A 12959-nucleotide genomic window follows, 5' to 3' on the forward strand; every position below is an offset into this window, starting at 1 on the left:
GACGGGCTGCTTACCGTGTCTTTATCAGGGCCTAGACTCCGGTGCGTACAGATCCTCGAATCACGATGCAGCACAGGGTTCACTAGGGTCACGAGGTCAGGGAGCGAGGGCGGACGGTGCGGGTGACGTTGGGGGACTCGACGATCGCCGCGGCGGACGTCGCGGCGGACTACTTCCGGTCCTACTCGGTCGTGGGACTGCTCGCCGTCGTGGGCGTGCTCTTCGTCGCGGTCGCCTTCGGCGCCGCCCGCCTGCTGCGCCCTGTCGTACCCACCCCCGAGAAGCTCCTGACGTACGAGTGCGGCGTCGACCCCGTCGGCGAGGGCTGGGCCCACACCCAGGTCCGCTACTACGTCTACGCCTTCCTCTACGTGATCTTCGCGGTCGACTCGATCTTCCTGTTCCCGTGGGCGACGGTCTTCGCCGCCCCCGGCTATGGCGCGACGACGCTGGTGGAGATGTTCATCTTCCTCGGCTTCCTCGCCGTGGGCCTGCTGTACGCCTACAAGAAGGGAGTCCTGGCATGGACGTGAACGCCTCGGCTCCGTCACAGCCCGAGCCCGTGCCGCTTCCCCAGCCCAAGCGGCTGGGCGCGCTCGCCCGCCTCGCGCCCGAACCGATGAAGGTGGTCCTGAACTGGGGCCGCCGCTACTCGCTGTGGGTGTTCAACTTCGGCCTCGCCTGCTGCGCGATCGAGTTCATCGCCGCCTCGATGGCCCGCCACGACTTCATCCGCCTCGGCGTGATCCCCTTCGCGCCGGGCCCCCGCCAGGCCGACCTGATGGTCGTCTCCGGCACGGTGACGGACAAGATGGCGCCGGCCGTGAAGCGCCTGTACGAACAGATGCCGGAACCGAAGTACGTCATCTCCTTCGGCGCCTGCTCCAACTGCGGCGGCCCGTACTGGGACTCCTACTCCGTCACCAAGGGCGTCGACCAGATCATCCCCGTCGACGTGTACGTCCCCGGGTGCCCGCCTCGCCCCGAGGCGCTGCTCCAGGGCATCCTCAAGCTCCAGGAGAAGATCGCCCACGAGTCGCTGGACGAGCGGTACGGGTCTTCCCGGGCGTCCGCGGCCGCGCTGCAGAGCGGTCTGGTGAAGCCGCCGGCCCCCGGTTCCACGCCCAGCGCCGTCTCGGCCTCCGTCCCGGCTTCTGACTGCGCCCCTGCCTCCGCCCCTGACTCCGGCTCCGCCGAGGGGGACGCGTGATGAACACGCCCGGCTGGCTGCCCGCCCCCGCCGAGGAACTCTTCGGAGCGGAGGCCACGGCCGAGGAGTCGTACGAACTCCTGACGGTGGACGTCCCGCCGTCCTCCTGGCTCACCGCCCTGGAGACGGCCCGCACGACCCTGTCCTGCACCTACTTCGACTGGCTGAGCGCGGTCGACGAACCCGGCACCGGCTTTCGGGTGTCCGCCCATGTCGTCGCCCTCTGGCCGGTCCGCCGCCTGCTCCTGCGGACGACGGTCCCGCACGACGCGCCGACGTTGCCCTCCGCCGTCGGCGTCTACGCGGGCGCTGCCTGGCACGAGCGCGAGACCCACGAAATGTTCGGCGTGGGCTTCGAGAACCACCCGGGCCTGGACCACCTCCTGCTCCCCGAGACCTTCGAGGGCCACCCGCTGCGCAAGGACTTCGTCCTCGCCGCTCGTGTGGCCAAGGCCTGGCCGGGGGCGAAGGAGCCGGGGGAGCCTGCGGCGGGTGCTGCGCACGGCGGGCCCAAGCGCCGCCAGATGCTCCCGCCCGGCGTTCCGGACCCGAACGAGTGGGGCCCGCTGAAGGGCCAGCTGCCGCCCGCTCCGGCGCGCCCGGCCCGGGGCGCGGGGCGTGCGGCGGGGGAGCGGCCGGTGCGTGCGGCCGCAGAACGCGCCACGGCCGCAGGCGAGCGTCCGGTCCGGCGGACCCGTGCGGCGGCGGAGGGCTCGGCCGGCCAGGCCGCCGAGGAAGCCGCTGGTGGAGCCGGTGCCCGGCCGCGTCGGACGAGGAGCGCGAGCGAGGGCTCGGTGAGCCAGGCGGCGGCGCAGCCGGCCGCCGAGGCCCCGGCGGCACCCGAGCCCGGCCCGGCGCCGACTGGTCCGCGCCGCGCGCGCAGCGCGTTGGAGGGCTCGGCCTCGCAGCGTGCCCAGGCACCGGAACCGCAGTCGTCCACTGAACCGGAGGAACCGGACGGCTCCGCCCGCCCGAGCACGGCTCCGCGCAGCTCGGACGCCCCGTGGCACCACGCGCGCCCGGCGTTCGACGCGGGGCAGAAAGCCAAGCCGGAGCCGGAGCAGGCACCGGAATCTCGCCAGACCCCGGAGCCGGAGCAGGCACCGGAAGCCAACCGGGCACCAGAGCCGCAGCCCGAGGTGCATGAGGCGTCCGAGGCATCTGAGGCGTCCGAGGCACCCGAGGCATCTGAGGCGTCCGAGGCACCCGAGGCGTCCGAGGCACCCGCCGCGCCCGAAGACCACAACACCCCCGACGACCCCACCGGAGGCCCGCAGTGAACGGCGCGCTGGACGTCGCCCTGCGACTCCTCGTCGTGTTCGTCGTCTTCCTCACCTTCCCGCTGATCGTCGGCCAGACCGAGCACAAGGTGATGGCCCACATGCAGGGCCGCCTCGGCCCGATGTACGCGGGCGGCTTCCACGGCTGGGCCCAGCTCATCGCCGACGGCGTGAAGTTCGCGCAGAAGGAGGACGTGGTCCCGGCGGGCGCCGACCGCCGCGTCTTCCAGCTGGCCCCCGCCGTGGCCCTGCTGCCCTACCTGCTCGTCCTGCTCGCCATCCCGATCGGGCCCGGCGAGGGGGCGGTCGGCCAGGTCCTGGACGCGGGCGTCTTCTTCGTACTCGCCGTGATGGGCGTCGGCGTCCTCGGCTCGCTGATGGCCGGCTGGGCCAGCGCCAACAAGTTCTCCCTGCTCGGCGGCCTGCGCACGGCCGCCCAGCTGCTCGCCTACGAACTTCCGATGCTGCTCGCCGCGGCCTCCGTCGCCATGGCGGCCGGAACCGTCTCCCTCCCGGGCATCCTGCACGCCTTCCACTGGTGGTGGGTGCCCTGGCAGATCGTGGGCGCGTTCGTGTTCTTCGTGGCCGGCCTCGCCGAGCTGCAGCGCCCTCCCTTCGACATGCCCGTCGCCGACTCGGAGATCATCTTCGGCGCGTACACCGAGTACACCGGCCTCAGGTTCGCCCTGTTCCTGCTCGCCGAGTACGCCGGAATCATCGTCCTGTGCGGTCTGACCACCGTCCTCTTCCTGGGCGGCTGGCACGGCCCCTGGGGCGCCGACGGCCTCGGCTGGCTGTGGACCCTGCTGAAGACCGCGATCCTCGCCTTCGTCATCATCTGGCTCCGCGTGACCTACCCCCGTCTGCGCGAGGACCAGCTCCAGAAGCTCTCCTGGACCCTCCTCGTCCCCCTCTCCCTCGCCCAGATCGCCCTCACCGGCATCGTCAAGGTGGTGATCTCCTGATGGCCGAGTCCAGCCCGCCCACCCGGTCCCGCATCCCCGGCGCCGGCCTCGCCAAGGGCCTGGCCGTCACCCTCCGCACGATGACGAGGAAGCACGTCACCGAGCAGTACCCGGACGCCCAGCCCGAGCTGCCGCCCCGCACGCGCGGAGTGATCGGCCTGTTCGAGGAGAACTGCACGGTCTGCATGCTGTGCGCCCGCGAGTGCCCCGACTGGTGCATCTACATCGACTCCCACAAGGAGACGGTCCCGCCCGCCGCGCCCGGCGGCCGCGAGCGCAGCCGCAACGTCCTCGACCGGTTCGCCATCGACTTCTCCCTGTGCATGTACTGCGGTATCTGCATCGAGGTCTGTCCTTTCGACGCGCTGTTCTGGTCCCCGGAGTTCGAGTACGCCGAGACCGACATCCGCGAACTCACCCATGAGCGGGACAAGCTCCGCGAGTGGATGTGGACCGTCCCGGCCCCGCCCGCCCTGGACGCCGGCGCGGAGGAACCGAAGGAGATCGCCGCCGCCCGCAAGGCCGCCGAGAAGCTGGCCGCCGCGCAGGCCGAACCGCAGGAGGGGGAGTCGTGACCCTTGCCGCAGCACAGCACGGCTTTCTGTCCCCGACCGGTGTCGAGATCGCGTTCCTGCTCGTCGGTCTGGTCACCTTCGGCGCGGCCCTGGTCACCGTCTCCACCCGGCAGCTCGTGCACGCCGCCCTGTGGCTGGTGGTCACGCTCGGCGGCCTCGCCGTCGAGTACCTCCTGCTCACCGCCGAGTTCATCGCCTGGGTGCAGGTCCTCATCTACGTCGGTTCCGTCGTCGTCCTCCTCCTGTTCGGTCTGATGCTCACCAAGGCCCCCATCGGCCGCTCCCCGGACGCCGACTCCGGCAACCGCTGGATCGCCCTGGCCGTCGCGGTGGCGGCCGCGGGCGCCCTGGTGTGGGTGGTCGTCGACGCGTTCCGCACGACCTGGATCGACCTGGCCGGCCCGGCCGCCGGCAGCACCCGCGTCACCGGCGAGAGCCTCTTCCAGAACTGGGTCCTGCCCTTCGAGGCCCTCTCCGTACTCCTCCTCGCGGCCCTGGTCGGCGCCATCGTCCTGTCCCGCAAGACGAAGGCGGACGTGGCCTCTGGCACCCCGGCCGCCGCGGACACCCGCGTGGCCGTCCCCGGCGAGAAGGAAGGCGCTCGCTGATGCACCTCGCCTACCCCGCCGTCCTCTCCGCCCTCCTCTTCTGCACCGGCCTCTACGGCGTCCTCGCACGCCGCAACGCGATCCTGGTCCTGATGTCGGTCGAGCTGATGCTCAACGCCGTCAACCTCAACCTGGTCGCCTTCGACATCTGGCTCAGCCGGGCCGCCCGGGACACCCTGCACTCCGGCCAGGCGCTGACCCTGTTCACCATCGCCATCGCCGCCGCCGAGATCGGCATCGGCCTCGCGATCGTGCTCGCCGTCTACCGCAACCGCGGCACCTCCGACATCGACAGACTCCGCGACACCGCCGAGGGCCCCGACGACGACGGCCCCGACAGCGACACCTCCGCGGCCGAGAAGGCTGAGGCCACCGCGTGACCACGACCCACCTCGCCGTACTCGTCCCCCTCCTGCCGTTCCTGGGCGCCGCGGCCGGCCTCCTCCTGGGCCGCACGGCCCCCGGATTCGTCCGCCCGCTCGCCGTCCTGCCCACGCTGGCGGCGCTCGCGCTGGCCGCGCTGGTCGCCGCGCGCCAGGGCGGCGGCCCGCCCATCGAGGCCCACACCGAGCTGACCCCGACCGGCTCGGTGCCGATCGATCTGGCCCTGGACATCGACGGCTTCGCCGCGCTCGTCGCCGTCCTGGTCGCCTTCGTCGCGACCTGCGTGCAGATCTACTCGACGGGCTACCTGCGCGACGACCCGCGCTACCCCTCCTACGCGGCCCTCGTCTCCCTGTTCACCTCCGCGATGCTCCTGGTCGTCTACTCAGGCGACCTGATCGTGCTGCTGGTCGGCTGGGAAGTCATGGGCATCTGCTCCTACTTCCTCGTCGGCCACTACTGGGAGACCCCGGAGGCCCGCGCCGCCTCCCTGAAGGCATTCCTGGTCACCAAGCTCGGTGACGTGCCGTTCCTCATCGGCCTGTTCGCCCTGGGCACGGACGCCGGGTCGTTCCGCATCACCCGCGTCCTGGGCGCCGTGGCGAGCGGCGGCATCGATCACCCGACCCTGACCGCCCTGCTGCTGCTCGCGGGCGTGGCGGGCAAGTCGGCCCAGTTCCCGCTGCACACCTGGCTCCCTGACGCGATGGCGGGCCCGACGCCCGTCTCGGCGCTGATCCACGCCGCGACCATGGTGGCCGCCGGTGTCTACTTCGTCGCCCGTCTCCTCCCGGTGTTCGAGGCGTCCCAGGCCGCGATGGTGGTCCTGGCCGCGATGGCCGCCGTGACGATGGCCGGTTCCGGCCTCGCCGCGCTCGCCCAGGACGACATCAAGCGCGTCCTCGCCTACTCGACGATCGGCCAGCTCGGCTACATGACCGGCGCCCTCGCCGTCGGCGACCGCGGTGCCGCCGTCTTCCACCTCCTGTCCCACGGCGCCTTCAAGGCGCTGCTGTTCCTCGCGGCCGGCGTGATCATCCACGCCGCCGGCACCAATTCGCTGGCCGCCATGTCCCGGATGAGCCACCTGCGCGCCCGTGTCCCGGACGCCTACTGGACGATGACCGTGGCCCTGCTCGCGCTCGCCGCGATCCCGCCCTTCAGCGGCTTCTTCTCCAAGGAGTCCGTGCTCGGCGCCGCCGAGCACGTGGCCACCGGCCACACCGACCACGCCCCCGGTGCCGCGGGCTGGATCGTCCTCGTCGCCGGACTGCTCGCGGCCCTGCTCACCGCCGCCTACGCCGCGCGCCTGTGGCTGATGGCCTTCCGCGGCCGGGGCGCGGAGGCTCCCGACCACGGTCGCCAGCCCCTGACGATGACCGTGGTGCTCTGGGTCCTCGCCGTGCCGTCCCTCGCCTTCGGCGGGCTCGCCTACCGCTCGCTGCCCGGCTGGTTCGACGGCCGCGACCTGACCCCGACGCTCCTCACCTCCGTCCTGGGCACCGGCCTCGCACTGGTCGGCGGTCTCCTCGCCTACGGCGCCTGGCAGCGCAGCAGCGCGCTGGCCGCCCGCACCCCGGCGACGCCCGCGCCCTCCTTCGACTGGGAGCGCCTCCAGGGCGAGGCGGCCGCGCACCCGGAGGGCGATGCGAGCCTGGTCGAGGCCCACGCCCTCGCCGACCACGGGCCGGCCTACCGTGACCTCGCCCACGCGCCCGACCCCGGACGGCTGCTGCTCGGCCCGCTGTTCCGGCACGCGGCCGTCGGCTTCCACCTGGACGCCGTCTACGCGGTGCTGTTCGTCCGCCCGGTCCAGGCCGGAGCGAGTCTCGTCCGGTTCCTCGACAGCGCGGTCGTCGACACCTACGTACGCGGCGCGGCCGCCCTGCCCCGGTTGCTCGGGGCCGGCGTACGGCGCGCGCAGACCGGCAATGTGCAGACCTATGTGAGCGCGCTGCTCGCCGGCACCGTCGTCCTGGCGGTCGCCGTCCTCCTCGTCGCCACGGGAGCGTGAGCAGGCGTGATCGATATCAGCGAGTCCGTGATGCAGTTCCTTCTGGCATTCGTCGTCGTAGGCCCGCTCCTCGGCGCCGTCGCCGCTCTCCTGCCGGCCCCGCCCGGGCTGAAGGGGAAGTCGCCCGCGCAGGCCGTGCTGCGGCACGGCGTGACCGTCACCGGCGTGATCCTCATCGCCGCCATCGTCCTCGCGCTCGGCTTCGACCACGACCATCCGTCGAAGATGCAGGCCACGACCGACATCAGCTGGATCCCCGCATTGGACGTGCGGATCCACCTCGGCATCGACGGCATCTCCCTCCCCCTTGTGGTCCTGACCGCGCTGCTGACCTTCCTCTGCGCGCTCTACTCGTACTTCAAGCCGCCGACGGGCCCGTCCCCGAAGGCGTTCGTCGCGCTTCTGCTCCTGCTCGAGTCCGGCACCCTCGCGACGTTCGCCGTCCTCGACCTGCTGCTGTTCTTCCTCGCGTTCGAGACGGTGCTCATCCCGATGTACTTCCTCATCGCCCGCTGGGGCGGCGAGGGCCGGACCCGGGCCGCGTGGAAGTTCATCCTGTTCACGCTGCTCGGCTCCGTCGTCATGCTGCTCGGCCTGCTCCTGATCGGAATCAAGGCGGGCACGTTCGACATGGTGGCACTCGCCACTGACAACGGCCGGTCGCTGACCACATCCGTGCAGGTCATCGCCGTTTTGGCGATCGGGATCGGGCTTGCGGTCAAGACGCCGATGTGGCCGCTGCACAGCTGGCTGCCCGACGCCCACACCGCCGCGCCGACCGTCGGCTCGGTCCTGCTGGCCGGTGTCCTGCTGAAGATGGGCACGTACGGTTTCGTCCGAATCCTGCTGCCGGAGGCTCCGGACGGCTTCCACACTTTCGCGCCCTACCTCGCCGCGTTCGCCGTCGTCGGGATCATCTACGGGTCCCTGGCCTGTCTGGCCCTCGCCAAGCAGGGCGCGAAGGGCGATCTGAAGCGGCTGATCGCCTACTCCTCCGTCGGCCACATGGGCTTCGTCCTGCTGGGCATCGCCACCATGACCCCGACCGGCGTGAACGGCGCGCTGTTCGCCAACATCGCCCACGGCCTCATCACCGGCCTGCTGTTCTTCCTGGTCGGCGCGCTGAAGGACCGCACCGGCAGCACCGATCTGGACACCCTCGCCGAGGGGACGGGTGCCGCGCTCTACGGCAGGGCCCCGCACCTCGGCGGTCTGCTCGCCTTCGGTGCCGTCGCCTCGCTCGGCCTGCCGGGACTCGCCGGGTTCTGGGGGGAGATGCTGGCCCTGTTCGGCGCGTTCAAGCCCGCCGCCGACCTCAGCCGGCCCGCGTTCCTGACCTTCATGGCGATCGGCGCGTTCGGCACCCTGCTGACGGCCGCGTACATGCTGATCGTGGTCCGCCGGGTCTGCATGGGCGAAGCGGAGCAGGAGATTCCGAAGCTCGCCGACGTCCACGGCTACGAGTTCGCGGCCTGGACCCCGCTCGTCGCCCTCACCGTCGTCGCCGGACTGTGGCCGAGGGCCCTGCTCGGCCTGACCGACCCGGCCGTGCAGCAGCTCCTCGCAGGAGGCACCCGATGAGCGCCCTGGCCCAGCCGCTGGCCCAGTCCGTGGTCCAGTCCGTCGACTGGCTCGCCGTCGCCCCGCCCACGATCGCCGCGGTGGTCGCCCTCGCGGTGCTCGTCGCCGACCTGTTCGTGCCCGAGGCGCGCAAGCCCCTGCTCGGCTGGGCCTCGGTGGCCGGTCTCGCCGCCGCCGCGCTCATGCTGCTGCCCCTCCTGGACGGTGACCGCAGCACCTTCTGCCTGACCGGGCACGCGCGCGTGTGCAGTTACACCGCCGACCGCTTCACCCTCGTCATCCAGTTCCTCGTCCTCGGCGGCGCCCTGCTGGCGGCCCTGCTGTCGGTCACGAACCTCAAGGACGACCACCGGCGCGTCCCGGCAGGAGAGTTCTGGTTCCTGCTGCTGTCCTCCGCGGCCGGCGCCGCCCTGCTGCCCGCCTCCCGCGACCTGGCCACCCTGATCGTCGCCCTGGAGGTCGCCTCCCTGCCCGCCTTCGCCCTGGTCGGCATCCGGCACGGCGACAAGCGGTCCTCCGAGGCGGCCCTGAAGTTCTTCCTGTCCTCGGTCACCGCCACCGCGGTGAGCCTGATGGGCATCAGCTTCGTCTACGCCTCCACCGGGACGCTCTACCTCACCCAGGTCGCCCAGCGCATCCAGCACGTCGACGGGCAGCTCCACACCCTCGCCCAGACCGGGGTCGTCCTGACCCTCGTCGGCTTCGCCTTCAAGACGGCCGCCGTGCCCTTCCACTTCTGGGTGCCCGACACCTACGTGGGCGCGCCCCTGCCCGTAGCCGCCTACCTCTCGGTCGTCGGCAAGGCGGTCGGCTTCTCCGGCCTGATCCTCGTCACCGTCGTCGCCCTCCCGTCGTATGCCGACGTCTGGGGGCCCGCGCTCGCCGCCCTGGCCGCCCTCACCATGACCGTCGGCAACGTCGGCGCCCTGCGCCAGCAGGCCACGCGCGCGTACAGCGCCGTACGACTGCTCGCCTGGTCCTCCGTCGGCCAGGCCGGCTACCTCCTCGTACCGATCGCCGCCGCCGGATACGCCAAGGACGCCCAGAAAGCCATCGGCTCCACCGTCGCGTACGCCCTCATGTACGCCGCCGTGAACCTCGGCGCCTTCGCGGTGGCCGCCCTGGTGGGCCGTACGAAGTCCCTCAACCGGATCAGCGACTACCGCGGCCTGTACGCGTCCAACCCGGCCGCCGCGCTTCTCCTGGCCTTCTTCCTGCTGTGCCTCGCCGGGTTGCCGCCGGGCGTGATCGGCCTGTTCGCCAAGGTCACCGTGTTCTCGGCGGCCGTCGACGCGGGACTGGGCTGGCTCGCCGTGGTGATGGCGGTCAACGTGGTGATCGCCCTCTTCTACTACCTCCAGTGGACGGCCCTGCTGTTCCGCGCCCCCGAGGGCGAACCCGCCCTGCACCGGGCCCCGGCACCCGTGACCGCGGCGCTCGCCCTCACCGGCGTTCTCGGCGTGGCCCTCTCCGGAGTGCCCCAACTGGTCCTGCGATTCGCGGCCACCGGTCTGTTCTGAGGACCTGCCCACACCTGGAAGAGGGCGGCCCGCCACGTGGGCGTACGGCGCCGCCGCGCGCGCGTGGTGCGCCCGTGCCCCGCACGCGCGCGAAGGGCCGGAAAAGGCCGTAAGAGCACGTCACCCGTACGGCCGACGCGCGCCGCCGCCCGCGCAAGGGAACTCGTGACGGCCGCCTGGCGTTGACCAGAACGGGAGGGTCCACTGGACCAAAGGGTTCCCCTGCTGCACGACTTGGAGGGCGTACCGTGCACCGCCGGCACAACGGGCTAAGGACCGCAGTACTCCTCGGGGGACTGTCCGCGCTCATCATCGTCATCGGCAGCTTCTTCGGCCGGACGGGACTGATCGTGGCGGTCCTGATCGCGCTGGGCACGAACGCCTACGCGTACTGGAACAGCGACAAGCTGGCGCTGCGCGCGATGCGTGCCCGCCCGGTGAGCGAGTTCGAGGCCCCCGCGCTGTACCGGATGGTCCGCGAGCTGTCCACGCAGGCTCGCCAGCCCATGCCCCGCCTGTACATCTCCCCGACGGAGGCGCCCAACGCCTTCGCCACCGGCCGCAACCCACGCAACGCGGCCGTGTGCTGCACGGAGGGCATCCTGCGCCTGCTGGACGAGCGCGAGCTGCGCGGAGTCATCGGCCACGAACTGAGCCACGTCTACAACCGCGACATCCTGATCTCCTCGGTGGCCGGCGCCCTCGCCTCGGTGATCATGTTCCTGGTCAACTTCGCGTGGCTGATCCCGATCGGCCGCTCGGACGACGACGACGGCCCCGGCCTGCTGGGCCTGCTGCTGATCATGATCCTCGGCCCGCTCGCCGCCACCCTCATCCAGCTGGCCATCAGCCGCTCCAGGGAGTACGAGGCGGACGCCTCGGGCGCGCAGCTCACCGGCGACCCCCTGGCCCTCGCCAGTGCCCTGCACAAGCTGGAGACCGGCACCCAGCAGCTTCCGCTGCCCCCCGAGCCCCGGATCGAGACCGCGAGCCACATGATGATCGCGAACCCCTTCCGCCCGGGCCAGGGACTCTCCAAGATGTTCTCCACGCACCCGCCCATGGCGGATCGCATCGCCCGGCTCGAGAAGATGGCAGGTCGCCACCAGTGAAGATCATCCTGAACATCATCTGGCTCATCCTGAGCGGATTCTGGCTGTTCCTCGGCTATCTGCTCGCGGGCGTGCTGCTGTGCATCACGATCATCGGCATCCCCTTCGGCATCGCCGCCTTCAGGATCGGTGTCTACGCCCTGTGGCCCTTCGGGTACACCACGGTCGAGCGCCGGGACGCGGGCGCACCCTCCTGTGTCGGCAACGTGCTGTGGCTGGTGCTGGCCGGCTGGTGGCTGGCCCTCGCCCACATCACCACCGGCATCGTCCTGTGCCTGACGATCATCGGGATCCCGTTCGGCATAGCGAACTTCAAGCTGATCCCGGTCTCCCTGCTGCCGCTGGGCCGCGAGATCGTCCCCACGGACCAGCCGTTCGCGACCCGCTGACGGGGCAGCTGACGGGGCATCGGCCCTAGGGCCGCGAGGGCCCGTCCGCGCCGCGTCCCGCCCACCACCGCCGTACGCCGTAGGCCAGTACCCCGACGGCCAGCACGCCCGCCCCGGCGGCGACCGAGACCGCCGGGAGCGCGAACGCCAGCGTCGCGCAGCCCAGCAGCCCCACCGCCGGCACCAGCCGTGCCGAGAGGGCCGGGCTCAGCGTCCAGGCGGAGGCGTTGGCCACGGCGTAGTAGGCCAGCACGCCGAACGAGGAGAAGCCGATCGCCCCTCGTACGTCCACCGTGGCGGCCAGTACGGCGACCGCCGCGCCCACGGCAAGCTCCGCGCGGTGCGGGACCTGGAACCGTGGATGCACGGCGGCCAGCGCGCCGGGCAGATGGCCGTCGCGGGCCATGGCCAGCGTCGTCCGCGAGACGCCGAGGATCAGCGCGAGCAGCGACCCCAGCGCGGCCACTGCCGCACCCACCCGCACGACCGGCACAAGACCCGGTGCCCCGGCCGCCCGTACCGCATCGGCCAGCGGCGCCGCGGCCTGCCCCAGCCGGTCCGCGCCGAGGACGGCGAGGACGGCCACGGCCACGCACACGTACACGACCAGAGCGATGCCGAGGGCCAGCGGAACGGCTCGCGGAATCGTGCGCTCGGGGTCCCGCACCTCCTCGCCCAGGGTCGCGATCCGCGCGTACCCGGCGAACGCGAAGAACAGCAGACCGGCCGCCTGAAGCACCCCGCCCACGCCCGACGACAGCGCGATACCGAGCCGCCCGGCATCGGCCTGCCCGGAGGCCAGGCACACGACCACCACGCACGCGAGGACGGCCAGCACCACGGCCACGATCACCCGCGTCAGCCAGGCCGACTTCTGGATGCCGCCGTAGTTCACGGCGGTCAGCGCCACCACGGCCGCCACCGCCACCGCGTGCGCCTGCCCCGGCCACACGTACGAGCCCACGGTCAGCGCCATGGCCGCGCAGGAGGCCGTCTTGCCGACCACGAACGCCCAGCCGGCGAGATAACCCCAGAACGGGCCCAGCCGCTCCCTGCCGTACACGTACGTGCCGCCCGACGCCGGGTAGCGGGCGGCCAGGCGGGCCGAGGACATGGCGTTGCAGTAGGCCACCACGGCCGCGGTGGCCAGCCCCAGCAGCAGTCCCGGCCCGGCGGCGCGCGCGGCCGGGCCCAGGGCGGAGAAGACGCCGGCGCCGACCATCGAGCCGAGGCCGACGACCACGGCGTCCCGCACGCCCAGGGAGCGGCGCAGGCCGATGCCAGGTGGTGTCATGGGCCGCACCCTACTGAGCGCCGCAAC

13 protein-coding genes are annotated in these 12959 nt (G+C 72.1%); 12 read left to right on the plus strand and 1 reads right to left on the minus strand.

The features are described from left to right. Window positions 1–116: 116 nt before the first annotated feature. From AVL59_RS03890 to AVL59_RS03945, 12 genes are all read left to right on the plus strand, one after another. On the plus strand, window positions 117–533 hold the full coding sequence (locus AVL59_RS03890; RefSeq protein ID WP_067299802.1) for an NADH-quinone oxidoreductase subunit A: 417 nt from the start codon (window positions 117–119) through the stop codon (window positions 531–533). After that, the gene (locus AVL59_RS03895) at window positions 524–1210 is read left to right on the plus strand and encodes an NADH-quinone oxidoreductase subunit B (protein WP_067299803.1); all 687 of its coding nucleotides are present in this window, start codon (window positions 524–526) and stop codon (window positions 1208–1210) included. The genes AVL59_RS03890 and AVL59_RS03895 overlap by 10 nt, the downstream gene beginning before the upstream one ends. Further along, the gene (locus AVL59_RS03900; protein ID WP_067299804.1) at window positions 1210–2490 is read left to right on the plus strand and encodes an NADH-quinone oxidoreductase subunit C; all 1281 of its coding nucleotides are present in this window, start codon (window positions 1210–1212) and stop codon (window positions 2488–2490) included. Before AVL59_RS03895 ends, AVL59_RS03900 begins: the two co-directional genes overlap by 1 nt. Beyond that, on the plus strand, window positions 2487–3455 hold the full coding sequence (locus AVL59_RS03905; protein WP_067299805.1) for a complex I subunit 1/NuoH family protein: 969 nt from the start codon (window positions 2487–2489) through the stop codon (window positions 3453–3455). The genes AVL59_RS03900 and AVL59_RS03905 overlap by 4 nt, the downstream gene beginning before the upstream one ends. Beyond that, complete coding sequence (locus AVL59_RS03910; RefSeq protein ID WP_067299806.1) at window positions 3455–4030, plus strand: NuoI/complex I 23 kDa subunit family protein; 576 nt, start codon at window positions 3455–3457, stop codon at window positions 4028–4030. The genes AVL59_RS03905 and AVL59_RS03910 overlap by 1 nt, the downstream gene beginning before the upstream one ends. Continuing rightward, the gene (locus AVL59_RS03915; RefSeq protein WP_067299807.1) at window positions 4027–4638 is read left to right on the plus strand and encodes an NADH-quinone oxidoreductase subunit J family protein; all 612 of its coding nucleotides are present in this window, start codon (window positions 4027–4029) and stop codon (window positions 4636–4638) included. The genes AVL59_RS03910 and AVL59_RS03915 overlap by 4 nt, the downstream gene beginning before the upstream one ends. After that, entirely contained in the window at window positions 4638–5018 is a 381-nt protein-coding gene (gene nuoK / locus AVL59_RS03920) for an NADH-quinone oxidoreductase subunit NuoK (protein WP_067299808.1), read from the plus strand. The genes AVL59_RS03915 and nuoK overlap by 1 nt, the downstream gene beginning before the upstream one ends. Beyond that, the gene (locus AVL59_RS03925) at window positions 5015–7036 is read left to right on the plus strand and encodes an NADH-quinone oxidoreductase subunit 5 family protein (protein ID WP_067299809.1); all 2022 of its coding nucleotides are present in this window, start codon (window positions 5015–5017) and stop codon (window positions 7034–7036) included. The genes nuoK and AVL59_RS03925 overlap by 4 nt, the downstream gene beginning before the upstream one ends. Window positions 7037–7042: 6 nt before the next feature. Further along, a complete protein-coding gene (locus tag AVL59_RS03930; RefSeq protein WP_067299810.1) occupies window positions 7043–8617 on the plus strand; it encodes an NADH-quinone oxidoreductase subunit M in 1575 nt (524 codons plus the stop codon). Next, on the plus strand, window positions 8614–10137 hold the full coding sequence (locus tag AVL59_RS03935; protein WP_067299811.1) for an NADH-quinone oxidoreductase subunit N: 1524 nt from the start codon (window positions 8614–8616) through the stop codon (window positions 10135–10137). The genes AVL59_RS03930 and AVL59_RS03935 overlap by 4 nt, the downstream gene beginning before the upstream one ends. Before the next feature lie 248 nt (window positions 10138–10385). Next, window positions 10386–11249 carry a zinc metalloprotease HtpX gene (htpX, locus tag AVL59_RS03940; RefSeq protein WP_067299812.1) on the plus strand — a complete coding sequence of 288 codons (864 nt, stop codon included), beginning with the start codon at window positions 10386–10388 and terminating at the stop codon, window positions 11247–11249. Then, window positions 11246–11638: a YccF domain-containing protein gene (locus AVL59_RS03945; RefSeq protein ID WP_067299813.1), complete on the plus strand. Its 393-nt coding sequence runs from the start codon at window positions 11246–11248 to the stop codon at window positions 11636–11638. Before htpX ends, AVL59_RS03945 begins: the two co-directional genes overlap by 4 nt. 25 nt (window positions 11639–11663) lie before the next feature. On the opposite strand, the gene AVL59_RS03950 is transcribed toward AVL59_RS03945, so the two are convergent. Continuing rightward, complete coding sequence (locus AVL59_RS03950) at window positions 11664–12932, minus strand: APC family permease (RefSeq protein WP_067299814.1); 1269 nt, start codon at window positions 12930–12932, stop codon at window positions 11664–11666. Window positions 12933–12959: the final 27 nt, after the last annotated feature.

It is taken from the genome of Streptomyces griseochromogenes (assembly GCF_001542625.1).
GTDB lineage: Bacteria > Actinomycetota > Actinomycetes > Streptomycetales > Streptomycetaceae > Streptomyces > Streptomyces griseochromogenes.